Annotated in this window: 18 protein-coding genes and 1 pseudogene; 5 read left to right on the top strand and 14 right to left on the bottom strand. The window is 67.4% G+C overall.

Annotated features, from left to right (window positions below):
- The first annotated feature begins 16 nt into the window (after positions 1-16).
- Positions 17-889 (top strand): 3-hydroxyisobutyrate dehydrogenase, encoded by an 873-nt coding sequence (gene mmsB, locus ACFFIC_RS19750; RefSeq protein WP_377053512.1) that lies wholly within the window; start codon positions 17-19, stop codon positions 887-889.
- A gap of 47 nt (positions 890-936) precedes the next feature.
- A complete protein-coding gene (locus tag ACFFIC_RS19745; protein WP_377053510.1) occupies positions 937-1929 on the top strand; it encodes a dienelactone hydrolase family protein in 993 nt (330 codons plus the stop codon).
- A gap of 7 nt (positions 1930-1936) precedes the next feature.
- Here the strand turns inward: ACFFIC_RS19745 and ACFFIC_RS19740 are convergent, their stop codons facing one another.
- From ACFFIC_RS19740 to ACFFIC_RS19685, 12 genes are all read right to left on the bottom strand, one after another.
- Complete coding sequence (locus ACFFIC_RS19740; RefSeq protein WP_377053508.1) at positions 1937-2836, bottom strand: lipid A biosynthesis lauroyl acyltransferase; 900 nt, start codon at positions 2834-2836, stop codon at positions 1937-1939.
- Positions 2837-2838: 2 nt separating this feature from the next.
- Positions 2839-3861, bottom strand: a complete 1023-nt coding sequence (locus tag ACFFIC_RS19735) for a zinc-binding dehydrogenase (protein ID WP_377053506.1) — start codon at positions 3859-3861, stop codon at positions 2839-2841.
- The gene (locus ACFFIC_RS19730) at positions 3861-5117 is read right to left on the bottom strand and encodes a beta-ketoacyl-ACP synthase (protein WP_377053504.1); all 1257 of its coding nucleotides are present in this window, start codon (positions 5115-5117) and stop codon (positions 3861-3863) included. The genes ACFFIC_RS19735 and ACFFIC_RS19730 overlap by 1 nt, the downstream gene beginning before the upstream one ends.
- Before the next feature lie 4 nt (positions 5118-5121).
- On the bottom strand, positions 5122-6291 hold the full coding sequence (locus ACFFIC_RS19725; protein WP_377053502.1) for a beta-ketoacyl-ACP synthase: 1170 nt from the start codon (positions 6289-6291) through the stop codon (positions 5122-5124).
- Positions 6288-6746, bottom strand: a complete 459-nt coding sequence (locus ACFFIC_RS19720) for a 3-hydroxyacyl-ACP dehydratase FabZ family protein (protein WP_377053500.1) — start codon at positions 6744-6746, stop codon at positions 6288-6290. Before ACFFIC_RS19720 ends, ACFFIC_RS19725 begins: the two co-directional genes overlap by 4 nt.
- 7 nt (positions 6747-6753) lie before the next feature.
- A complete protein-coding gene (locus ACFFIC_RS19715) occupies positions 6754-7047 on the bottom strand; it encodes an acyl carrier protein (protein WP_377053498.1) in 294 nt (97 codons plus the stop codon).
- Between the two features lie 118 nt (positions 7048-7165).
- On the bottom strand, positions 7166-7900 hold the full coding sequence (locus ACFFIC_RS19710) for an ABC transporter permease subunit (RefSeq protein ID WP_377053496.1): 735 nt from the start codon (positions 7898-7900) through the stop codon (positions 7166-7168).
- Positions 7897-8823 carry an ATP-binding cassette domain-containing protein gene (locus ACFFIC_RS19705; protein WP_377053494.1) on the bottom strand — a complete coding sequence of 309 codons (927 nt, stop codon included), beginning with the start codon at positions 8821-8823 and terminating at the stop codon, positions 7897-7899. Before ACFFIC_RS19705 ends, ACFFIC_RS19710 begins: the two co-directional genes overlap by 4 nt.
- Complete coding sequence (locus tag ACFFIC_RS19700) at positions 8820-9989, bottom strand: ABC transporter permease subunit (RefSeq protein WP_377053492.1); 1170 nt, start codon at positions 9987-9989, stop codon at positions 8820-8822. The genes ACFFIC_RS19705 and ACFFIC_RS19700 overlap by 4 nt, the downstream gene beginning before the upstream one ends.
- Entirely contained in the window at positions 9989-10933 is a 945-nt protein-coding gene (gene osmF / locus ACFFIC_RS19695) for a glycine betaine ABC transporter substrate-binding protein OsmF (RefSeq protein ID WP_377053490.1), read from the bottom strand. The genes ACFFIC_RS19700 and osmF overlap by 1 nt, the downstream gene beginning before the upstream one ends.
- A gap of 64 nt (positions 10934-10997) precedes the next feature.
- Entirely contained in the window at positions 10998-13793 is a 2796-nt protein-coding gene (locus tag ACFFIC_RS19690) for a hybrid sensor histidine kinase/response regulator (protein ID WP_377053488.1), read from the bottom strand.
- Between the two features lie 231 nt (positions 13794-14024).
- On the bottom strand, positions 14025-15986 hold the full coding sequence (locus ACFFIC_RS19685) for a hypothetical protein (RefSeq protein ID WP_377053486.1): 1962 nt from the start codon (positions 15984-15986) through the stop codon (positions 14025-14027).
- Positions 15987-16449: 463 nt separating this feature from the next.
- On the opposite strand from ACFFIC_RS19685, the gene ACFFIC_RS19680 reads away from it, so the two are divergent.
- From ACFFIC_RS19680 to gmtX, 3 genes are all read left to right on the top strand, one after another.
- Positions 16450-17775 carry a hypothetical protein gene (locus tag ACFFIC_RS19680; RefSeq protein WP_377053484.1) on the top strand — a complete coding sequence of 442 codons (1326 nt, stop codon included), beginning with the start codon at positions 16450-16452 and terminating at the stop codon, positions 17773-17775.
- 116 nt (positions 17776-17891) lie between these two features.
- Positions 17892-20855 carry a VPA1269 family protein gene (locus ACFFIC_RS19675; protein WP_377053482.1) on the top strand — a complete coding sequence of 988 codons (2964 nt, stop codon included), beginning with the start codon at positions 17892-17894 and terminating at the stop codon, positions 20853-20855.
- Positions 20852-21577, top strand: a complete 726-nt coding sequence (gene gmtX / locus ACFFIC_RS19670; RefSeq protein ID WP_377053480.1) for a gamma-mobile-trio protein GmtX — start codon at positions 20852-20854, stop codon at positions 21575-21577. Before ACFFIC_RS19675 ends, gmtX begins: the two co-directional genes overlap by 4 nt.
- Before the next feature lie 530 nt (positions 21578-22107).
- Here the strand turns inward: gmtX and ACFFIC_RS19665 are convergent.
- Together ACFFIC_RS19665 and tnpC are read right to left on the bottom strand one after the other, a co-directional pair.
- On the bottom strand, positions 22108-22707 hold the full coding sequence (locus tag ACFFIC_RS19665) for a plasmid pRiA4b ORF-3 family protein (protein WP_377053478.1): 600 nt from the start codon (positions 22705-22707) through the stop codon (positions 22108-22110).
- Positions 22704-23821: pseudogene (gene tnpC, locus ACFFIC_RS19660) on the bottom strand (IS66 family transposase); the annotation flags it as partial. The pseudogene tnpC and the gene ACFFIC_RS19665, both read right to left, overlap by 4 nt.
- Positions 23822-24162: the final 341 nt, after the last annotated feature.

Below are 24162 nucleotides of genomic sequence, written 5' to 3'. Positions count from 1 at the left end.
AGGATCAGGAGGAACCGTGGCCAGGATCGGCTTCGTCGGATTGGGAAACATGGGGGCGCCCATGGCCCGCAACCTCGCCAGGGCCGGGCATGAGGTTGCCGTCTTCGATCTCTCGGCGGAGGCCATGGCCCGGGCGGAGGGCGCCGCCCCGGCCGCTTCCGGCGCCGATGCGGCAGGGGGAGCGGAGTTCGTGCTCACCATGCTTCCGGCCGGCCAGCACGTGCGCGAGGCCTGGCTGGGCGCGGGCGGCCTGGCCGCTGCGGCCGGGCCGGAGGCCGTGCTGATCGACTGCTCCACCATCGATGTCGCGACCGCGCGCGAGGTCGCGGGCGCGGCGGGACGGCCCTTCCTGGACGCACCGGTTTCGGGCGGGGTGATGGGCGCGGAAGCGGGCACGCTGACCTTCATGGTCGGCGGGCCGGAGGAGGGCTTCGCGCGGGCGGAGCCGGTGCTGCGCGCCATGGGCCGTACGGTGGTGCATTGCGGGGCGGCCGGCGCGGGGCAGGCGGCCAAGGCCTGCAACAACATGCTGCTGGCGGTCAGCATGATCGGCACCTGCGAGGCCTTCGTGCTCGCCGAGAAGCTCGGCCTCTCGCACGAGGCGCTGTTCGAGGTGGCGTCCAAGTCCTCGGGGCAGTGCTGGTCGCTGACCACCTACTGCCCGGTGCCCGGGCCAGTGCCGGGCAGCCCGGCGAACCGGGACTACAAGCCCGGCTTCGCGGCGGCGCTGATGCTGAAGGACCTGGGCCTCGCGCAGCAGGCGGCGGGGGAGACGGGGGCGGCGACGCCGATGGGGGCACGGGCGCTGGAGCTGTACCGCCGTTTCGTGGAGGAAGGCGGGGCGGGCACGGACTTCTCGGGGATCATCGGGATGCTCCGGGGCGGTTGACCGCCATGTCCGGCCGGGCGGAGCATTGTGCCATGAGGAACGAATCCATGACACGACGCCCGCTTGCCTGGCTCGGTGCCCTGATTGGGGGCGCGCTGGTCCTCTCGGTCCCCGGCCATGCGCAAACCCAGCCGCCGCAGCGGCCGCCCAGCCGGATCGAGGCGATCCCGATCCGCAGCACCACGCTGACGGGGGAGGAGTTCCTGCGCGGCGGCGCGCCGGGGCGCGAGGCTTGGCTGGCCGGGGAACTGCGCCTGCCGCCGGGGGCCACCGGGCGCGTGCCCGCGGTGGTGATGGTGCACGGCTCGGGCGGCATCTCGGGCTCGGCCGATCTCTGGGCGCGGGAGCTGAATTCGGTCGGCGTGGCCGCCTTCATCCTGGACAGCTTCTCGGGCCGGGGCATCGTGAGCACGGTGGAGGACCAGGACCAGCTCAATTCGCTGGCGATGATGGTGGATGCCTATCGCGCGCTGGACCGCCTGTCGGAGCACCCGCGCCTCCGCGCCGACCGCATCGCGGTGATGGGCTTTTCCAAGGGGGCGGTCGCCGCGGTGTATTCGGCCAGCGAGCGCTTCCGGCGGATGTATGGAGGTGAGCGCCGCTTCGCGGCGCATATCGGCCTCTACACGCCCTGCAACGTCCGCTACGAGGGGGACACGCAGGTCTCGCCCGTGCCGATCCGCCTGCACCACGGCACCGCCGACGACTACGTGCCGGTGGCGCCCTGCCGCGACTTCGTGCGGCGCCTGCGGGAAGCGGGCGCGGACGCGACGCTGGCGGAGTACCCCAACGGGCAGCACGGCTTCGACAGCCCGCTCTCGGCGCCGCTCGTGCCGGTGCCCACGGCGCAGAGCACGCGCAACTGCGCGCTGGAGGAAGGCGAGGGCGGCGTGGTGCGCGTGGCCGGGACCAGCGAGCCCTATGTGCTGCGCACCGCCGCCTGCGTTGCGCGGGGGGCCCATGTGGGGCACGACGCGGCCGGGGAGGCGGCGGTGAAGGCGGCTGTGAAGGACTTCCTGCGAAACACGCTGCTGCGCTGAGGCCGGCTCACCGCCAGCGGCGGTGCATCCACAGCCACTGCCCCGGGTGTTCGCGCACCCAGCCGGCGATCACGTCGTTGATCGCCTGGGTGGCGGCGGGCACGTCGATCAGACCTTCCGCGTCGCGCGGCATCGGCAGGGGATCGGTCAGTTCCAGGCGGAAGCGGCCGCCCTCCAGCCGGATGGCCCGCGCCCCGCGCACGGGGCAGTCGAAGCGGCGGGCCAGGTTGGCCAGCAGCGGGTTGGCCTGGGCGGGGCGGCCCAGGAAGTCGATGCGCGGGCCGCGGGCGAAGCGCTGGTCCACCACCATGCCGACCACAGCGCCCCGCTGGAGCGCCTTGGCGAGCTTGGTGGGGGCCATGAGGCCGGCGGGGATCAGCTCACCCATGGCGCTCTGCCGCAGCGCCAGGATTTCCCGGGCCACCGCGCGGCTGTTCGGCGTGCGGTAGAGCACGGCGGCGTCCAGCCCATGGCGGGCGGCGGCCACGGCCGGCAGCTCCCAGTTCGCGAGGTGGGCGGCGAAGATCAGCACGGGGCCGCCGCTCTCGCGCAGCTCGGTGAAGCGGGCATAGGTGGCGTCGTCCACCTCGATGCGGCCGTTGGGGTCCCGGGGCTCGGTGAGGTCCCAGATGCGGTCGATGTGGACGTACTCGCAGGCGACACGGCCGAGGTTGTCCCAGGCCTCATCCGCGATGCGGCGGTGCCAATCGGCGTCCTTCTCGGGAAAGGCGGCGGCGATGTTGTCCATCGCGATGCGGTGCGCGCCGGTGAAGGGGCCGAGGCGGCGCGCGACGGCGGCGCCGATGCGGGGCGCGAGATCCGGGCCCAGCGCGCGCGGCACGGAGAAGCCGAGCCGTGTGAGGGCCGACAGCGCGGCATCGGCCGGGCCGCCGCCCTTCCCTGCCATGGTCAAATGGTGACCACGATCTTGCCGAAGACGCGGCGGCTTTCCAGCCGGTCCAGCCCTTCGGCGAAGTTCTCCAGCGGGATCACGCGGTCCAGCACGGGGGACATGCCGCCGGCCATCTTGGCCAAACCGTCCGCCACGTTGCGCATGGAGGCGCCGAAGGAGCCGAAGATGCGAAGCTGGCGCTGGAAGATCATCATCAGGTTCGTCTCGGCCGAGACGCCCGAGGTGCTGCCGCAGGTGACGAGGCGCCCGCCCATCCTGAGCGCCAGCAGCGATCCCGCCCAGGTGGTGGCGCCGACATGCTCGAACACCACGTCCACGCCGCGCTTGCCCGTGACGCGCCGCGCGAAGGAGGCGAAGTTCTTCTCGCTGTAGTTCACCACGTGGTCGGCCCCGAGTGCCGCGGCCTTGGCGCACTTCTCGTCGTCGCCGGCGGTGGCGATGACGGTGCAGCCCAGCGCCTTGGCCTCCTTGATGGCCACCGTGCCGATGCCCGATCCCGCGGCCTGGATCAGGATGGTCTCGCCCGGCTGCAGCTTCGCGTTGTCGAACAGCATGTGCTCGACCGTGGAGAAGGTGATGGCGGCGCAGGCGGCGTCGTTGTCGGGCACCGCGTCCGGCACGCGCACGAGAAGGCGGGCCTTCTGGTTCACGTATTCCTGGGCGAAGCCGTCGAGATGGAAGCCCATCACGCCCGAGACGTTCTCGCAGAGGTTGTCGCGGCCTTCCACGCAGGCCTGGCAGTGGCCGCAGGTCTGGGCGCCATAGGGCGCGACGCGGTCGCCGGTCTTCCAGCCCTCGACGCCCTCGCCGAGGGCCACGACCTCGCCGACGGCTTCCGCGCCGACGCAGATCGGCAGCTTGCGCTGGGTGAAGGCCATGCCGCGCCAGCCCCAGACATCGATGTGGTTCAGCGCCACGGCGCGCATGCGCAGCCGCACCTCGCCCGGCCCGGGCGGCGGGGGCTCGGGGATGTTTTCGAGGCGGAGGTCGCGGTCGCCATGCAGGCGGAGGGCGCGCATCAGGTGGGTTCCGCCGAAAGGACCAGGCAGACGTTCTGGCCGCCGAAGCCGAAGGAATTGGACAACACGTGCCGCACCGTCGCGTCGCGCGCGACGTTGGGCACCACGTCGAGCGTGATGTTCGGGTCGGGCTCGTCGTGGTTGATGGTGGGCGGCAGGCGCCCGTCGCGGATGGCGAGCAGGGAGAAGGCCGCTTCCAGCGCGCCGGCGGCGGAAAGCGTGTGGCCGATCATGCTCTTGTTGGAGGAGATGGGCGGCGCGTTGTCGCCGAACACGGCGCGCATGCCGAAGTTCTCCATCTTGTCGTTCTCGGGCGTGCCGGTGCCGTGGCCGTTGACGTAGGAGATCTGCCCCGGTTCCAGCCCGGCATCGGCCAGCGCGTTGCGCATGGCGCCGACGATGGCGCGGCCATCGGGGTTGGAGCGCGTGCGGTGGAAGTTGTCCGCGCGCTCCCCCGCGCCGGAGACGAGGCCGATGATCGTGGCGCCACGCGCCTTCGCCGCGTCGTAATCCTCCAGGATCAGGGCCGCCGCGCCCTCGGCCATGACGAAGCCGTCGCGCGACTTCTCGAAGGGGCGGGAGGCCTTTTCCGGCGTGTCGTTGCGGGTGGACAGCGCCGAGAGGAGCGAGAAGCGGATCAGGGCCTCGGCATGCACGGAGCCGTCGGCGCCGAGCGCGATGCAGGCGTCGCACTCGCCCCGCTGGATGGCTTCCAGGCCGAGCTGGATGGCGGAGGCTCCGGTGGCGCAGGCGGTGGTCAGCGAGATCGGTGCGCCCCGCGTGCCGAAGCGCGCGGCCAGACGCTCGCCGATGCCGCCATAAAGAAAGGTCTCGTAGATGTCGTGCCGCCCCGCGGCGGTGGCGGTCATGCCGGGATAGGAGGGATCGTGCCCCTTGCGGGCGAGGTCGAAGCGGGCGGGCCACTCCACCTCGACCGGCGGCATGCCGAGGAAGAGGGGGCCGGGAAAGCGGCCCCTGGCACCGATGCCCGCCTCGGTGATGGCCTCCTCGATAACGAAGGCGGCCATGTGCTCGACGCGTATGGGGCTGGTGAAGGGCTGGCCGCGCTCCTCCGGGAGGTCCACGCAGCCGGCGATGGTGGTGCGGAGGTGGTCGGTCGGGAAGCGGGTGATGCGGCGGATGCCGGACTGGCCGGCGAGCAGGCGCGACCAGCTCTCGGCCACGCCGAAGCCCAGCGAGGTGACGGCGCCGATGCCGGTGACGGCGACGAGGGGGCGGCCGAGATGGTCGCGCATGGCTTCAGAATTCCGCGCGGGAGACGGTGGCGAGGGCTTCGCCGCGCCACTGGCCGAAGCCGGTGACGAGGATGCGGGAGGGAGCGTCCTCGGGGTCCATCGGCGCGTCGGCGGGGTCCATGGGGGCGAAGAAGCCGCCACGGTGGAGCGCGAGGGCGGCGAGGCCGACATGGGCGGGGAAGGCGCCTTCCACCCCGTGGCCGATCAGGCTCCCCGGCCGGCGGACCGGTGCGCCGACGCCTTGAAGGAAGCTCTCCTCCTCCTTCCAGGCAGCGGGTGCGCCGGTGGCGCCGGAGATGACGGCATCCACGCCTCCGGGCGCGACCTGGGACAGGAGCGACTGCGCGGAGGCGGCAGCCTCTCCCGGCGCGGCGCGGCGGGCGGCGTTGCTGGCCACGGCATCGAGGCGCGCGAGGATCCGGGCGCCGCGGGCGCGGGCGTGCTCGGCGGTTTCCAGCACCAGGAAGCCGGCCATGCCGCCGAGCACCATGCCCGGCCGCTCGCGTTCGGAGAGCGACTTGTGCGGGCCCTGCCAGAGGCCGTCCTCGCCGCGGTAGAGCAGCAGCAGGTCCCAGCGCTGGGCGGTCATGGCGCCGCCGACCAGGGCGATGCCGCCGCGGCCTTCGGCGAGGCGGGCATGGGCGATGCGGAGCGCGTCGGCGGCCGCGCTCTCCTCGCCCATGAAGGTGCGGGACGAGCCGGTGACGCCGTGGACGATGGAGATGTTGCCGGCCAGCAGGTTGGAAAGCTGGGCAAGGAAGAGGGTGGGTCGGAGGCCGGTGGCCAGCAGCTCGTTCAGGCGGGCGCCGTCATTCGCCTCGGCCAGCTCGGCGTTCACCTGCTCGTCCAGCGCCAGGTCGCGCTCGCCGCCGCCGGCGGCGACGATGAGGTGCATGTCGTCCACCAGGGCGCGGGCGTCGGCGTCGTCGATGGCCAGGCCCGCGGCATAGGTGCCCAGGCGCTGCCAGGGCTCCATCTGGCGCTGGTCGCCCTTCTTGGGGATCTGCCGGTCGAGGGTGAGCGGCGGCAGGGGGTGGACGGGCCAGGGGGCGTAGGTGGTGTTGTCCACCACCGGCGAGGTGCCGGCGGAGAGGGCGTCCCAATGCGCGTCGGGGCCCTCGCCGAGGGCGGTGACGAGGCCGATGCCGGTGATCACCACGTCCTGGCGCGTCATGCCGCGTAACCCGGCAGGCCGATCCGGGCGGCGGTGGCGCGCATCGCCGCCTCCAGCTCGGGGTTGGGGAAGTCCATGGTGCGCAGCAGGATCTCGGCCTCGGCGATGCGCTTGCCGCCGCTGGTCAGGCGGGCCTCGGTCACGGTGTAGCCGGAGCCCTCGTGGGAGATGCGGGCGGACACGTCGAGCGGTGCGTCGGGGCCCACGAAGGAGCGGAACTTCGCCTCCTTCACCGTCATCAGGAAGGGCATGCGGGCGAAGTTGTTGCGGCCCAGGATGAGCCAGCCGCTGGCCTGCGCCATGGTTTCCACCAGCAGCACGCCGGGAACCAGGGGATGGCCGGGGAAATGGCCCTCGAACACCGGCGAGGCCTCGGGCACGCGGCTTTCCACCACGATGGCGTCGCCGTCCAGCGACACCACGCGGTCGATCATCTGGAAGTATTCGAGGCGCATGGGCGCCTCAGCCCGCCTTGGCGGCGACCAGCTCGTCGATGCGGGTCGCGAGGTTCTTTATGACGAAGTAGTGGTCCGCGGGCTTCTCGCCGGCATTCACCTCCTGCGTCCACTTCTCCACGGGCACCTTGATGCCGAAGGCCTTGTCGATCGCGAAGACGATGTCGAGGAAGTCCAGGCTGTCGATGCCGAGGTCCTCGGTGACGTGGCTGTCCGGCGTGATGCTGTCGCGGGCCACCTCGCTGTTTTCCGCGATGATGTCGGCCACCCGGTCGAAGGTGGGAGTGGTTTCGGCGGCCATGGGGCGGTTCCTGGTGGGGCGCGCGCCTCGCCGCCGGGGGCGCCGGGGGAGGGCGAGGTCTCTGGGTGGTCGGCGCGCGTGATGGACCGGAATGGGGTGGGAAGTCCAGGGCCCGGGATCAGGGCGCTTCCCCGGGCGCGAGGGGGGCGGCGAGCAGGGCCAGCGCGCGGTCCAGCAGGAGGGCCAGCCAGGCGGTGAAGAGGGCGCCCTGGAGGACATAGGAGGGATTGGCGTTGGCCAGCCCGGTGACGATGGGCGTGCCCAGGCAGGGCGCCCCGGCCACCGCGCCCACTGCCGTCGTTGCGACCGAGAGCGTGACGGCGAGGCGGAGGCCGGACAGCAGCACGGGCCGGGCGAGGGGCAGCTCCACTTCCCAAAGGCGCTGCCAGGGGGACATGCCGAGGCCCGCGGCGGCGTCCAGCGCGGCGGGGGGGACGGCTTCCAGGCCGGACACGGCCGCGCGGAGGAAGGGGAGCGCGGCGTAGAGCACCAGGGCCAGGAGGGTGGGCGCCGTGCCGAAGCCGAGCAGGGGAAGGGCCAGGGCGATGGCCGCGACGGGCGGCAGGCCCTGGGCCAGGGAGAAGGCGGCGTCCAGCACCGGGCGCAGCCGCCGCCCGCCGGGGCGCGTGGCCACGATGCCCGCGGGAAGGCCGATCGCCGCCGCGATCGCCACGGCGCCCAGCGAGAGCGCGAGGTGCGAGCCGAGCAGGGCGAACCAGGGATCCTGCAGGTAGGTGGGTCGGGCGACCTCCGGAAACAGGGCGTGCCAGAGCGCTCCGGCGCGCGGCGCGGCCCATAGGGCAGCGAGAAAGGCCAGGGCTTCCAGGGCGAGGAGGGTGGCACGGCGCCTCATGGCGCGGCGGCGCGGAGGATGGCCGCCATGCCCAGGTGCCGCCCGGGGTTGCCCGCGAACGACAGGCGGTCGGCGCCGCGGTCGAGCATGAGGAGCAGGGCGTCGGCGAGGGTGGCGCCGGGGGGCAGGGCGGGGGCGCCGGGCGCCGGACCCTCGGCGGCGGCCCCGGCGGCCGGCAGCGCGGCCAGGCGGTGCAGCGCCAGGGTGCCCGGGCGGATCATGCGGCGGAGCGGCTCGGGCGCGCCTGGCCCCAGCACGGCGGCGGGGGTTCCCTCGGCCGCGAGGCGGCCCTGGGCCATCACGGCGATGCGCCCGGCCAGGGCCAGGGCTTCCTCCAGGTCGTGCGTGACCAGCAGGATGGTCTTGCCGGTTCCGGCGTGGATCCGGCGCAGCGCCGCCTGCAGGCCGCGGCGGGTGCCGGGATCGAGGGCGGAGAAGGGCTCGTCCATCAGCAGCACGGGCGGGTCGGCGGCCAGGGCACGGGCGAGGCCGACGCGCTGGGCCTGGCCGCCGGACAGGGTGGCGGGGCGCCGGTCGCGGAAGGTGGCGGGGTCGAGGCCGACCATCTCCAGCAGGGCGTCCGTGCGGGCCTCCGTCCGGGCGCGGTCCCAGCCGAGCAGGCGGGGCACCGTGGCGATGTTCCCGGCCACGCTGCGGTGGGGGAACAGGCCCACGGACTGGATGACGTAGCCGATGCCGCGGCGCAGCGCCTGGGGATCGGCGCCCGCGACATCCTTCCCGCCCAGCAGCACGCGCCCGGCGGCGGGCTCGACCAGGCGGTTGACGGTGCGGAGCAGGGTGGACTTGCCCGAGCCGCTTTCGCCCAGCACGACGCAGAGGGTGCCCGTGGGAACGGCGAAGGTGACGTCCTCCAAAGCCTGCACGGCGCCGAAGCGGTGGGACACGCCTTCGAAGGCGATCACGAGCCACCCGGCGCGACGCGGGCGAGAAGGGCGATGCCGGCATCGGCGGCGAGCGACAGCGCCAGGATGGGCAGCACGCCCAGCAGGATCAGGTCCGAGGCGAGCTGGCCGATGCCCTGGAACACCACCGCGCCGAGGCCGCCGCCGCCCACCAGGGCGGCCAGGGTGGCGAGGCCGATGGCCTGCACGGCGGCCAGGCGCAGCGCCCCCAGCATGACGCCGGCGCCCAGCGGCAGGCGGAGCTGCCAGAGGGCCTGGCCGGGCGAGAGGCCCTGGCCGCGGGCGGCCTCCACCAGATCGGCGGAGGCGACGCGCAGCCCGGACAGGACGCCGCGGCCGAGGGGGAGAACGAGATAGGCGGCGATGCCGATCACCGCCGGGGCAGGGCCGATGCCGCCCAGCCCCGCCGCGCGCAGGCCGGGAAAGGCGGAGGCCAGCGCCGCGAGAGGGGCGATGAGCAGGCCGAAGAGGGCGATGGAGGGGATCACCTGGATGCCGGAGGCGGCGCCCAGGAAGGCGGCTTCCAGCCGGGGTCGGGACAGGGACAGGGCGGCGAGTGGCAGGGCGGCCAGCAGCGCCAGCAGCAGGGCCGCGGCGGACAGGGCCAGGTGCCCGGCCAGGGCGGCGCGGAGATCCGCCGCGCGCCCCTGGGCTTCCCGCACAAGGGAAAGGGAATCGAGCAGCCCCGCCGCGCCGAGGGCACCGATGCCCAGCAGGGCGGCCAGCAGGGGGATGGCCGGGGTGCCGCCCCGCAGGGCCGAAGCGGCCGCGGTGGCCAGGGCCAGGGCCAGCAGGGCGACCCAGGCGCCGGCGGCGGGGGCGGCGCGGGCGGCGGCGGCGCCCGGCGGCAGGCCGGCCGCGGTGCCCAGGCCCACCGTGGCCGCGAGGGCGAGGATGGCGAGAACCGCCGCGCCCTCGGGCAGCCAGTTCGGGCGGGGCCGCCAGGCCGCGAGAAGCAGGGCGAGGAGGGCCGCGTGGAACAGGGCCCAGGCCAGCAGCACGGGGCCGGTTTCCGCCAGCGCCGCCGGGCGGGGGGACAGCAGCCTGTTGGGGGCGACGGCGATCCAGCCCAGCAGCAGGGGCGCGAGCCCGGCGGCAAGGGCGAGGGGCGCGAGCGCCGGGAGGGCGGGCCCGGGCGGCCCGGGGGCCGGCTCGCCCGCGCGCATCAGCCGGGCTGCCCGGTGCCGCGCAGGTGCTCGCGCGCCACGTCGCGCAGCGGGCGCCCTTCCACCACCACGGCGGCGTTCAGGGCCTGCAGGCGCTCCAGCGTCAGGGTCGCGAAAACGGGCCCCAGCCATTCCTCCAGCCGCGGCAGGCGGCGTGCGGCCTCGCCCCGCGCGCAGGGGGCGGGCTGGTAAACGATCTGGGCGCCCCTGGTGTCCTCCAGCACGCGGAGGGACAGCGCGGAGATGGCGCCGTCCGTGCCGTAGACCATGGCGGCGTTGACCCCGCTCAGCCCCTCGGCGGCGGCGCGCATCGTCACCGCCGTGTCGCCGCCGGGCAGCACAAGCAGTTGCTGGGGCGAAAGGGTGAAGCCGTAGGCGCGCTGGAAGGCGGGCAGGGCGGCCGGGCTTTCCACGAATTCGGCGGAGGCCGCGAGCTTGAAGGCGCCGCCCGCCGCCAGATGGCCGGGGAGGTCCTCCAGCGTGCGCAGCGGCAGGTTGCCGCGCACCGCGATGGCCCAGCTGTTGTTGGCCGGCGCGGGGCGGAGCCAGGCGATGCCGTTGCGCTCGGCGTCCAGCGTTCTCACGCGCTCAAAGGCGGTGTCGGCGCGCTTCCAGGCGGGGTCGTCCTCCTGCTGGAAGAAGAAGGCGCCGTTGCCCGTGTATTCCGGGTAAAGGTCCACCTCCCCCGCCAGGATCGCCTGGCGGAGGATGCGGGTGGGGCCGAGCTGAAGGCGGGCACGCACGGGAACGCCGCGGGCCTCGAGGGTGGCCGCCATCATCTGCCCGAGCAGCGCGCCCTCGGTGTCGAGCTTGGAGGCGACGGTGAGCGGCGGGCCGGGCTGGGCCGCCGCGCGGCGTGGCGCGAGGGCGAGCGCCGGCAGGGCCAAACCCGATGCGAGCAGGCGCCGGCGGCCTGGAAGCGCGGTTCGCGTCATCTGGTCCATCGTCGGTTCCCTTCGGGTGATGGCAGGGTGCCCGCGCGGCCGGTGGGCTGCCGGCGGCACGGCATCAGGCAAGCATGGCGCGGATGCGTCCGGCCAGTGCGTCGATGTCGAAGGGCTTGGTGATCAGCTCCATGCCCGGTTCCAGGAAGCTGCCCTCGATCTCCGCGTTGCCGGCATAGCCGGTCATGAAAAGCACGCGCAGGCCCGGACGGTGGCGGCGGGCGGCATCGGCCAGCTGGCGTCCGTTCAGGCCGGGCAGGCCCACGTCGGTCACCAGCAGATCGATGCGGGCGCGGGATTCGAGAATGCTCAGCCCGGTGGGGCCATCCACCGCCTGGAGCGCGCGGTAGCCCAGGCCGGACAGGACCTCGACCACGAGGTCGCGCACCACCGGCTCGTCCTCGACCACCAGCACGACCTCGCTGCGCTCCTCCGGGCGGGGCAAGGCCGGGGCCGTGGCCCCGCCCCCGCCGCCGGCGCCCTCCTCCTCGGAGCGTGGCAGGAGAAGGGTGATGGTGGTGCCCCGCCCCGGCGTGGACTCGATCCGGGCGTGGCCGCCGGACTGGCGGGCGAAGCCGTAGACCATGGAGAGGCCCAGGCCGGTGCCCTGGCCGATGGGCTTGGTGGTGTAGAAGGGCTCGAAGGCGCGCTCGACCGTCTCGGCGTCCATGCCGGTGCCGGTGTCGGAGACGAGAATGCCGATGTAGTCGCCCGGCGGGATCTCGCCTTCCGGTCCGGCGGTGCCCCCGCGCATCGGCATGTTGCGTGTCTCGATGCACAGGCGCCCGCCTTCGGGCATGGCGTCGCGGGCGTTGATGGAAAGGTTGAGCAGCGCGCTTTCGAGCTGGTGCGGGTCGCATAGGGTTTGCCACAGGTTCTCGGCCGTGTGGATGCGCAGCCGGATGCTCTCGCCGATGGTGCGGCGGAGCAGGTCCTCCATGGATGTGACGAGCCCGTTCGCATCCACCGGGCGAGGGGCCAGCGGCTGGCGTCGGGAGAAGGCGAGAAGGCGGTGGGTGAGGGCGGCGGCGCGGTTGGCCGAGGCAATGGCGGCCGCGACGTAGCGCCCGGCCTCGGCAGAGCGGCCGGCGGCGATGCGGCGCTGCATCAGGTCCAGGCTGCCGATCACGCCGGTCAGCAGGTTGTTGAAGTCGTGCGCGAGCCCGCCGGTGAGTTGCCCGACCGCCTCCATCTTCTGCGCCTGGCGCAGGGCGGCCTCGGTGGTGCGCAGCGCCTCGGCCGCCTCCTTCTCCGCCTGGATGTCGCGGCCGACGGCGTGGATGAAGCCCTCGTCCGGCACCGCCGTCCAGGACAGCCAGCGAAAGGTCCCGTCCTTGCGGCGATAGCGGTTCTCGAAGCGCAGCGTGGTGACGCCGGCGGCCAGCCGGCTCACCTCGGCCTGCGTGGCCTCGATGTCGTCGGGGTGGACAAGGCTCAGGAAGTCGGCGCCGATCAGCTCATCCTCCGCCCAGCCCAGAATGCCCGTCCAGGCCGGGTTCACCGACATGATCCGCGCGCTGAAATCGGCGACAAGCATGATGTCCGTGGAAAGCCGCCACATGCGGTCGCGCTCGCGCGTGCGCTCGGCGACCCTCGCCTCCAGATCCTCGCGGGAGCGGGCGAGGGTTTCGCGCGCCTCCACGATCTCCTGGATGTCGGAGGAAACGCCGATCCAGCGGTGGATGGAACCGTCCTCGGCGCGGACGGGCTGGGCGCGGGCAAGCCACCAGCGGTAGGCGCCGTCGGCGCGGCGAAGCCGGAACTCGGCCTCGTAGGGCGTGCCTTCCACGACGCTGACGTTCCAGCGGGTGGCCGCGGCGGCCTTGTCCTCCGGATGGATGAGGGCCGCCCAGTCGCCGCCCAGCGTCTGCGCGGGGGTGGCGCCCGAATATTCGTGCCAGCGTCGGCTGGTGTAGGTGATCGCGCCCGTGCTGTCGGTGGTCCAGACAAACCCGGGCACAGCCTCCGCGCCCTCCCGCAACCGCTGCTCGCTGAGCGCAAGCGCGCGCTCGGCCTCGCGCTGGGCGGTGCGGTCGCGCAGCACCTTCACGAAGCCGACCAGGGTGCCGGCGTCGTCGCGCAGCGGCGTCACCTCCCCGGTGGCCCAGAAGCGCTCGCCGGTGGCGCGGCAGTGCCAGCGCTCATTGGGGGAATGGCCGGCTTGCAGCGCCTCGCGCCGCTCGGCGGCCAGGCGGTCCTCCGCCCGATCCTCGGGCGTCAGGATACGGTCGGCGGAATGGCCGAGCATCTCGTCCTCGGTCCAGCCGAAGATGCGGCGCGCGCCCTCGTTCCAGTGCGTAACCTGGCCGACAAGATCGGTGACCATGATGGCGTGGTCGGTGACGCTGTCGAAGATCTGGTGGGCCAGGGCTTCGCTGTCGCGCAAGGCGCGGACGGAGATGACCTGGCGGGTGGTCTCCATGCAGGGGCAGAAGAAGCCCTCCACGACGCCGCCCACTCCCCGGATGGGCGTGTAGGAGAAGGCGAAATGCGTCTCCTCCGGGTAGCCGTTGCGCTGCATGAGCAGGCGGATGTCGTCCATGTGGACGGATTGCCCGGCATAGGCCTGCTCGACGATGGGGCGGAGGTCCCCGGCGATCTCCGCCCAGACCTCCAGAAAGGGTTGGCCCAGCGCGGCCGGGTGCTTCGCGCCCAGGATTTCCGCATAGCCGTCGTTGTAGAGGGTGAGCTGCCGCGGGCCCCAGGCCACGAACATGGGCTGGCGGGAGCCCAGCATCACGCCCACCAGGGTTTTCAGCGACTGCGGCCAGACCTCGGGCGGGCCGAAGCCCGTCGCACGCCAGTCATGGGCGCGGATCAGCGCGCCCAAACGCCCGCCATCCTCGAGAAAGCTCAGCATGGACGGGTCATCGGCGTCCTTGTTGCCTGGTGTCCCGCCCCGAGGTTTGCCCGCCGGCACGGAGAGGCGCGCCAGGGCCGGTGGGGTGGGTGGTATGGGCCGTGTACGGCATGGCGGAGGCAGGAAGGCGCCGGGCATCCGTTGGGTTTCACCCACCCAAATGGCCATGCCCGCAGGGCCGGGTCCAGGCGTGCTCCGGAATGCCCGGCGAAAGTGATGGGCGCGGGTGGCTCATCCAGGCGGGCCGAGGTCGATCACGCAGCGCACGCCGTCGTCGTGGAGGATGGCTTCCGTTTCCTGGAGCACGGCCAGCACGGCCTGCACGCCCAGGGTCCGGCTCAGCAGGGTTCTCTGCCAGAGGCTCTCGGAGCGCGCGAGCTGCTGTTCCATCCCCGAAGCCGCGGTGCCGGCGCGGTCGCCGTAGGAATAGGCGAGAAACCGGACGCCGGAAGCGCGGAGATAGGCGCGCCAGTTGGTCGGGGAATCGATGGCGGGCGGGCCTTGCCCCGGACCGATCAGGCCTGGCCAGTCCATGGCGAGGATCGTGTTGCGGCGGAAATCCAGCACATAGGGTAGGTCCACCCGCACGAGCAGCGGCGCCCCCGCGGGCACGGCCGCCTGCATCCGGCGCAGCGCCTCCCGCCGGTCCCGGAGGGCTTCCTCCGTCTGGTCGGGCGGGACGCCCACGAGGGCGCGGTAAAGGAAGCCGCCGTGGAAGGTGTCCGCCGCGTAGCCGGGGGCGACGATGAAGTAGACCGAGACGTTCAGGCCGACCGCGAGAAGGAGGGGCGCGACCACGCGGCGCTCCGCCCGCCCGCCGGGTTCGCGCAGCCAGGCGGTCAGGTAGAACAGGAACACCGCGCAGGCCCCGGCATAGCCGTAGCGGTAGCCAGCCACCGTGTACTTCGCCTGCAACAGGATGAAGACGGCCGTGCAGGCGAAGGGCAGCAGGGCAGCGGCCAGGGCCGGGGCGGGCAGGCCGCGCCGCAGGGAGCGCAGGCCCATCCAGAGCGGCAGCGCCATGATGAGGCCGATGCGGACGGAAGACTTCAGGAAGTCGGACGGGGAGGCGAAGCCGGCGACCTCCGCCGGCGAAAGCTTGCCGATCCCGAGCACGGGAAAGAAGGCCGTGCCGACGGCGCGAAAGGAAACCAGCATCCAGGGCGCCATGAGGGCGAGGCAGAACAGGGCGGCGGCGATGGGCTCGACAAGGTTCCTCGCGCTCCGCTCGCGCAGCAGGAGCACGAGGTAGGTCACGCCGACAACAGCGGCGGCGGGGATCAGGAACGTGGTCTTCACGCAGGCCAGGGCGAAGACCAGCAGGCCGAGAAGCGGTGCGCGGCGCCACCCGCCGGTGCCTTCGGCCAGCCGCACCGCCAGGCGGAGCAGGGCGAGGAACATGCCCATGGCGATGATCTCGGGCGTCATGTTCACGCCGGGTGCGAAGGCCACGGCCAGGAGCAGAGCGGTGGCCCCGATGGCCGCGGGCCAGCCGCGGCGCCGGTCCGCCTCCTGGGCCTCCCACAGGCCCGGAGCCATCAGGGCGGCCAGCAGGAACAGCCCCAGGCCGATATCCATCACGCGGATGCCCTCGATGCCCATCGGCCAGGCGTGCAGCAGGTAGAGGTATGTGCCGCCGCCCAGTCCGGCCTCGAAGCGCCGGTAAAGGAAGGGGTCGGCGCCCATCGCGCCGAGTTCGACGATGCGGGTGTAGAGGACCAGGTAGCCCTGGGCGTCGTCGCGGTTGCCGAAGTGCCAGTGGGCGCTGTTGGCCACGAGCAGGAGGCAGGCCAGGGCGGCGGCCAGCAGGACGGCCCATGCAGCGGGCGAGACGGTGGGCGAGACGGGAGGCTTTGCCGCGGACAAGGCAGCAAGGGGCGAGCCCGGACCCGCCGGGAACGGCGCCCGCCGCCGCAGCGCGGGCACCGCGTGGCGGCGAACCCAGAGAAGGCAGCCAACGGCCAGGAAGGCCCCGCCGGCGGCCGGACTGGCCACTGAGAACAGTTCCATGACCCCGCACAGGGCCAGGAAGACGGAGATGCCGATGGCGGCGGCGAGGCCCAGGCGGTTTCGTGCCCCGCCGGGCGCCAGAACGGGGCCAAGGAGCGGATCCCCGATCCCGGCGCAGCCGAACAGCGCAAGGAGCACGGCCGCCAGCCCGGTGAGGACGTCCAGCAGGGCAGGAATGTTCAAACGGGCCCTCGGCGCCTGCGGCAGGACGGGAAAGCGGCCGTGGTGCGGGTGGTCGGGCTCGAACCGACACTCCGTTGCCGGAAACGGATTTTGAGTCCGTCGCGTCTTCTTTGGGGCAAAGCAACCTTACCAGTTAACCCTATTTCCAATCGAACTCTACAGCCAGATGCTGCCTTCGCCCAGACAGAAGTCTAGGAGAGACTAAGGAAGCTTGCAATTTCAGGGGCAAACATTTTACCATATTTACTTGTTGTCCAGAGGTCCCATGTCAGTTTTCAGCATCACCGGAAGGCACCACACCGTTCTCCGTGTCCCTGTTGACGGTCGCTCCCTCTCACTTCCCCTTGGCTGGACTGTCCGGCTGTTGGTGCTTTGCGATGCCCAGGATCGGTCTGGCCCCTACTGGCCTTTGTACGATTACATGCTCAATCGTTGGAACAAGTCTGATGCTTGGCAGGAGGAGATGGCACGCTCAGTGGGAATCTTTTGGGATTTTGTTGTGGCAAAGCGATCTCTTGAGCTGAAATCATTAAAGCCCTCCGACAAAACCCGCATTTTCGCTGATTTCTCTCGTGCCTTGATCAACGGCACCTGTGACGGTGTTCAGGATCCCTTGGGTTTATACTGGAAGCAGCAGCCAGTTGATCAGGTAAGACGTATTCTTGGCGCCGTGGATCAGTTCATCTCCTCAATGGTTCAGGATGTCGAAAAGCCTAAAGAGGTGACTGTTGTGAACCAAGAACTGAACACGATATTCAACTCGGCCCGGAAGAATAATGTCTCTTTGCGATCCTCCATGCATAGTGGCGAGAGGCCATCATCTACAACAGTAGTCTCCAACATCCCGCGAGGCCGGACAGCTAGCCCTGCAATTAGCTTCCCTGCTCAATTCGTTGAAACAGTACTCTGGGAGGGCTTTCGGCGCGGAGGTCCAGAAAAGAGTGGATGGGGTAATTACAACATTGGTGCGATGATGATTTTTTTACTGCAAGCTTATGGGGGAGCTCGGGAGCATGAACCGCACCATCTCTGGGAAACCGATGTAGTTGAAGACCCATCGCGGCCCGGTCATGCGTCTGTAGCCTTATACCATCCTTCATTCGGCGTGGCGTTCCAAGATGACGTTGATGGCAAACCGCAGCGGACGCAACGTCATAACGTTTTGAAAGAGCGATATGGACTTCCACCCCGGAATCTCGGGACAGGATCTTATCGAATTGGTTGGAAAAACGCCAAAGTGGCGACCAAGGATCATTTCGCGTTGTTTTTCTGGTCAGACCCAATGGCATCAATGCTGTTTTTTGAGTTATACCGCCACTACCTTGGTTATAGAGCTCAGTTGATGGAGAGGAGAGCGTCACTTGGCCTTCCCCCACATCCTTTTCTTTTCGTTTCAAGTCGCGAGGCGCGCAATCGTGCTGATGGGTATCGATGGATTGGAGCTCCGGCGAGTATCGAGTCTTATGAAACACACCTCGAAAGAGCTGTGAAACGGGTTGGGCTCTCCTATGGACACGAGTTTGGTACCACTTCCCATGGGCTGCGCCACTTGTATGCGTATACTCTCCGCAAGTTGGGCATCAAAAATAAGCTCCTCCAAGAGGGATTAAGGCACCGCCACCCAACGAGCAGTTCCCGCTACGGTTTGCCACCGGCCCTTGAAGTAAGCGCCGAACTGACCGCAGCCTGGGCCAGGAACAGAGACAGTTTGCCTGAGGGCATTCGGCTGACACGCACGCAAAGGTATTTCCAAGCTAACGGCCAAGGTTATGAGGGGGATTTATTTTGAGCGCTCATCTACCACTACCTGCACCGTCGGTTCGCATTGCGATCGGACTAACGACTACTGGAATGTTCACGGTTGGAACTGACGCACATGCGTGGACAATCAGGCGGCCACTCAGCTTGGAGGATATCACAACGGCGCCAAGTGGGAACCTTGATGGATGTGAGGACGCAAGTTCAGGTCAGGAGCAGACCAAAACTGCTTTGGAGATCTTGGTATCGCGCCGTGATCGCCAATCGAATTTCAACCGAACTGTGTTGCACCTAGTTGAAAGAGAGGTCCTTCTGGCGCCTCTCTCTGGTTTTGGAAAAGGCTTCGTCCTCTCCGGCAAACTTCCGAACTATGATGCGTGGGCTGGCTCGATAATGAGCAAAATGCCTGTTCAGCCGGTTTCGCAAGTTGTTCATCCGATCTTGCAGCGTCTCTGGATGTCGACCGTAGAGGGGCGGCATTGTAGTCCAGGGGCAGATGTTTTGGCCGAATTTTGCGCACTTTACATTGCGGGCGACAGCCACGGCCACTGGAAGCTTCAAGTGCATGACCGCTTGCGACAATCAGTTCAGGGCGTTCATGCTGCCCTTGGTTCGCAGATCGGAACTAAGCGGGCCTATTTAAGCAGGAAGGCTCATGACGGCGTCGGCGTCGGCGGCGACGCTATCGCTCAAGAATGGAAGCGGCTGTTAGCATTATTCCTTGACGATAAAACTCTAGGCTCGGTCGCAGCCTATGAAGGTGCTCTAAACCACCTGCTGCTCTACTTTGCGCAGCATCCCCACGTTTCCGACGTTCAAGCTTTCTTTAACCAAGACGTGCCTAGAACTTCACTGTCAGTTTGGATTGCTGGTCGGGGGAATAGTCCGGCAACGCAGCATTCAATTATTTCCTCCTTGGCTTCGTTCTTCGCATGGCTGCTGACCGAAGATCAAAGATTTCGATTAGAAGGGGCCGAGGAAGACTCCGTCAAGCTTGACCCAAAATACGTTAATCCGATCTCGCAGAAAAATTATGATTTGAGTTACTCTCATCTTCGAGCAGATCACGAGAAACCAGGTGAGACAGTTCAGCTTGCGCTCCCTACGGAGTACTTCGAGAAAATTGATCAAATTTTATTCGAAAATGACATGGCTTGGCCGAAAACACGATCGGTCGATTGGATCACTGCAACAGACGCACAAACAGGAAAAGAAACTACCGTTTATTGTCCAGTACTTCCATATGCCATTGCTGTTCTGACAAAGCTGCCCATACGCCAAGTGCAGGTTAGGCGGTTGGATTCTGGTGAGGGGGATGCTGAAAGGTTTGATTTGTCTTCGGGTGAATGGGTAAAAAATGACGGGCCGAATGGAGGCTACTGGCTTCAACATGGAGTGCGCCAGCCAAAGCGAGGAACGCTCCGAAAAATTGAGGATAATTTCTCAAGCCGGACACTCTGCGGGTTTTTTATCAACAGTAGCAAAGGTAGCGATCGACGGACCTTGTTCGATGAAAGAAGTGGATATGTGATTCAATGGCACAATGAGGCGGTTATCGAACTCATTCTGAAGATGCGTACTTGGCAGGAGCGCTATAACCCAGTAAGCGGCCCATTGCAATACACCCAGGTCCGCAACTCTGTATTTGAGAGGATGGCTGCAAGTGCTGCAAAAAGGCGGCCCGATGCTTTCTATCTTTTTCGATATCCTGCTGGCAATTCGTCCAATTTCAAGTCATCGCCGCCGAGCTCCCAGCAGTTACGGATGTTCTGGTACGAGTTGCTAGCTGAGCTGGAACGCAGGCAGCGCGAGGTCTATGCCGATACGCCAGCTCTGATCTCGAGCTGGATAGGGAATTCTCCTCAATCGAGCCCGTATACGCTGCATGGCCTGCGGCACGGAGGTCTTACTCGGCTTGCTATGGCAGGCGTCGAGCCATGGATACTCCAGACGATTGTTGCGGATCATGGCAGCATTCTCCAAACTATTTACTACATAAAGCCTAACGCTGCGCACGTTAGCGACACCTTGAACGAAGCATATGCAGATGCAATGCGTGGAAAACAGAAGGACTTCCAGCAGTTTTTGACAACGAGAACTGTAGAAGAAGTACATCGGAATTCAGTTGGCGGTTTAGACGCAGTCCCGTCTCTGGAGAAATCTCGACGCGATATCGACGGTAAGCGTGTTGGTCAGATGTCCCACATGGATTGTGGCTTCTGCCCCAACGGACGCACCCGGTGTGACGAGGGCGGCAGAATAGTAGATAGAACTGAATTCAAGCGGAAGGAAATCCAAAAAACCTACGGGCCCGTTCCCTTGACGGTAGGTAACGCACCGGATTGTATTCGATGCCGCTTTTTCATTACGGGTACTCCATTTATGGAAGGCTTGCGCTTGAAGGTCAATGAGGTGTCGGTCAGAACACATGAGTGCGCCAAAAGATATCATGAGATGCGTCAGGTGATTGACCAGCAGGAGGTGTCTTACGCGCAGGAACGCCGCGCAGGTGGCTTAGCTAATCCCAGCACTGAGCGAAACATCCACATCGTTCGGCAGGAGCTAAAAGCCGAAGGCGACGTCATGGGCGAACTTATTGAGAGTCTGAATGCACACGTTCAGATGTGGCAAAAAGTTCGGCTGCTCGCACGTCGGCAGATAGTTGAAAAGGCGGATGGAGTTCCTGCATTGCTCTTCGAGGAAATTCCAGATTTCAAATGGGGTGCTGTGCCGCGTCTCGAGGTTGTGGATGAACTTTGCTATGCGGCAAAATGGTTTCCATCCATCCGCACGGATGGACTTCGTCGTGAGCGGAGGGAAATGATAATGAAGCTTTTGGTCAGGAACAGGCGGTCACCGGCCCTTGCGTTGATGTCAGAGGAGGAGGCTGATTTGGCTGCTGGTACAATCGTTGCGGGTCTCTATAGACGCTGGGGTAGGTCTGCGGTGCAAAAACTTTTTGAGGATCAAGAAACATTTGAAGGTTTGGGGATCGGAGGTGAGGTAGATGAACTGATTGGTGAGGCCTTCAAAATTGACGTATTTTCGGACGGGTTCAATGGGTCTTCTCGCCAGCTAGAACAAGTACCGCGCCTAGGATCGCCGTCATGAGTGCAATTTCCGACCGTGCCGAGGAGGTGCGTCGCCAGTCATTCGAAAGGCTTTTAGATTCACCTGGCATTCGGCTGAAGACGCAGGACAACTTGAGAAAAATTGATGGTGCATGCCGAGCTGTGGTTGAGAAGCGTGGCGACCTTTCTGTCGCTGGCGTGGTTCGGACTCTTCGAACCATGCACCCTAGTTTGCGGCTGGCTGAACAGACCTTCTACAACAAAACGGAAGCTGGTGGTCTGTACCGTGAGGTGATCGCCATATGGCGCGCTTACGAGGTTGCCCTCGACGAGGCACGTAACCGGAGGCAACCCCAGAGAGTAGAGGACGATCTACCAGATATGCTTTTAGAGCGCATTCAGCCGGAGGGCGCCCGAGTTATAGTACTAGCCATGCGCACATCATTACGCAACTTGCGAAAACAGATTACCATTATGCGATCGCTTACACCTGACCAAATGATACGGTACACCGCGCATCCAGTCTTGACGTCGAAACAGAGTATGCCTGTTGAGATCTTGAGTTCAGAGGAGCGTGGAATACTAGCGGCCTTTTTAGATCCCACAGAGATGGCTAGTCGTAATGGGCAGTGGGACGATTTAGGGCGGTTAGTGAGTTCAGATAGTGAAGCACTTTCAAGGCCAGGCCTTTTTTACGTGCTGGATAAAATCCTGGCCGCGGTAGCACCCGCAGCAGGTAAGCCCAAGACAGGAAAGGAGTGAAGACTAGAAACAGCTTGGTGGCCCTCCCCGGACTCGAACCGGGATGCCTGTTAAGGCGCGCGATTTTCGTACCACTTCGGCTTTCGCCGCCCCCTAAGGGTTCGTGGTCTGGACTGTCCCTTCACCGTGCCGCAAAAGCGGATTAGGTGCTGCCCGTCCAGTCTCTACACCTTCCCAGTTTTCTGGGCTTGGCTCGGGATTAGCAGTTAAGCCTTCCCCGACTTTGAGCAGTTCTACTCCCAGGGTTTCCCCCAGGGCACCCAAATAGTCTGAGTCGCGTTCGTCTACCGATTCCGACAGAGGGCCATTGGCATCAATTATACTATCCGGTTCCTTGCAGTTCAAGGCACCAGCAACGGGTGGCGTGCTAGTTCGCTAGCTTTGACTGACCTCAGGTTGTGTGCGGCCCTCGTAGCAGTAGGCTCAGCCGTTGGGAACCTCCCCTTCCTTCTAAGGCCTCTATGGATCAGCCGACCTTTGAGGTGGCAAGACCAGGAGGTTGCCAATACCGATCCGGCTAGGGCCGCGGGTCAGATTGCAGGTTTGCGTTTGACAACTGGCTTACGCGACCATGCCTTGGCCAGGGCTGCGATAGCCTTGGCATGATCATCGATGTCGATCGTGTTGGGATCGAACGGCCCGCCAGCCCATTCGATCATCTCGGCGTGGTTTTCGTGCTGCGGATCGGCGACGGCCTCGAGGAACTCGGCATAGCCCCAGGGCCCGCCAACATCCTCGGGTGGGCAGCGCCCCGCGGCGTCGATCAAGAGCGGGTATGTCAGGCCGGGCACGGCCTCCGTGATGTGCTCGATCTTAACCGTGTGCTCCCAACCATCCCCGAAGTCGTAGAGGTACCGAAGGGCCTTCGCGCCGGTGTCCTCAATGACGTCCAGGAGGCGTGCCTTGCGGGCATCGAGGGGACCTCCACCCCAGTCCGGGTCGGGAATGCCCCAGCCCACATCGCGGGCACGGATCTCGTAGAGATGGCTGTTGGTCCAGCCCATGGCGGCCTGGAGCACAAGGTGTAAGCGATCCAGCCGGATTGACAGTGGAACCTCGACCCGGCGTAGGACCGCAGGCTTGACCTCATCAAGGGTGATCTTGAGCCGCGCAATGCTGTTGGTGGTCATGCCGCCGCCTTTCGTCGCTCTATCTCCCTGGCCCAGTTCCAGGGCAGCAGCTCATCCAGCCTCGATATGGGATGGTCGGCAATCCTGGTCAGGACATCGGCGAGCCAGGCGCGCGGGTCGACGTCGTTGAGCTTGGCGGTGGCGATGAGGGAGTACATGGCGGCAGCCCGCTCGCCACCTCGATCACTGCACGCGAACAGCCATGCCTTTCGACCGAGGGCAACGCCGCGCAGCGCCCGCTCGGCAGCGTTATCGGTCAAGCAAACCCGGCCATCGGCGACGAACCCGGTGAACGCGTCCCAGCACTTGAGGGCGTGGTCCAGCGCCTTGGCGAGGTTGTTGTGGCGCGACGGCCTGCCCCTGGTCTCGAGCATCCAGGCGTGGAGGTCGGCGACCATCGGGGTTACGACGGCGGTGCGATGAGCCAGGCGCTCCGCGGCTGGACGCCCATTCACCTCGCGCTCGGCCTCAAACACGCGGTCGATGCGGCGCACGGCCTGGGCTGCGAGCGAGGCGCAGGCGACCTCGGCCAACTCGAAGGCCTTCCTGCGGACGTGCGCCCAACAGGCGGCCTCGGTCATTGGCCCTGGCTTGCGATCGGGGCGGTAGAGCTCGCCGAGCCCGGCATAGGCGTCGGCCTGCAGGATCCCTGAGCAGGCGGCCAAATGCCGTCTCGGGTGCTCGGCCGCGCGGTCGCGGGAGAACTGGAACAGAGCCGCGGGCGGGGCTAGTCCGGCAAAGGTCCGGTCGTCGCGGACATGGGTCCAGAGCCGGGCCGTGATCGTCTTGCCGCGGGCGAACAGGGGCACGGTGGTGTCGTCCCCGTGCAGGCGCTCGGCGGCCAGGACATGGGCCGCGATGAGGGTGTGGAGAGGGGAGAGCACGGCGGCTGCGGTGCCGACCCAGTCGGCCAGGGTGGAGACGCTCAGCTCCACCCCCTCGCGGGCATAGGTCTCGCTCTGCCGGTTCAGCGGCAGGTGCTGGCCGTACTTGGCCTCCAGGACCATGGCCAGCAGGTTCGGCCCCGGGCAATGGGGTGGAACGGCGCAGGCGGCTGGGTGATGGTCTCGCAGGAACGGCAGGAGAGACGCTCCCGCACGGTCTGGATCACCTTCTAGAGCAGACTCCGTTCATTCGGGCTCATCCTCCAATTCGGCCTCGACCGCGAAGACGAACACCTCGATGTCTGCCACGGCGTCCCAGCCGTCGCCGCGGCGAGACCAGGGAACACGCTGGAGAAGGCGGCACGATACTTTGGGTGCTGGTGCGAGACATCGGCCCGACATGGTCAGCCCAGGCCGCCCGGACGATCTATGTCTCGAAGTCGACCCAACCACCCCAGGTCATTTCGCGTACACATTTTTAGCGAAGAGGAACACCTACAAGTAATAGGAGCCGTCGAGCTACTAACCTCCTTGTATCATCTCGACAGGACTGCCCGAGCAGGACTAGCAG

It is taken from the genome of Muricoccus vinaceus (genome assembly GCF_042433125.1).
Taxonomy (GTDB): domain Bacteria; phylum Pseudomonadota; class Alphaproteobacteria; order Acetobacterales; family Acetobacteraceae; genus Roseomonas; species Roseomonas vinacea.
This window is presented reverse-complemented; position numbering and strand designations above follow the sequence as displayed.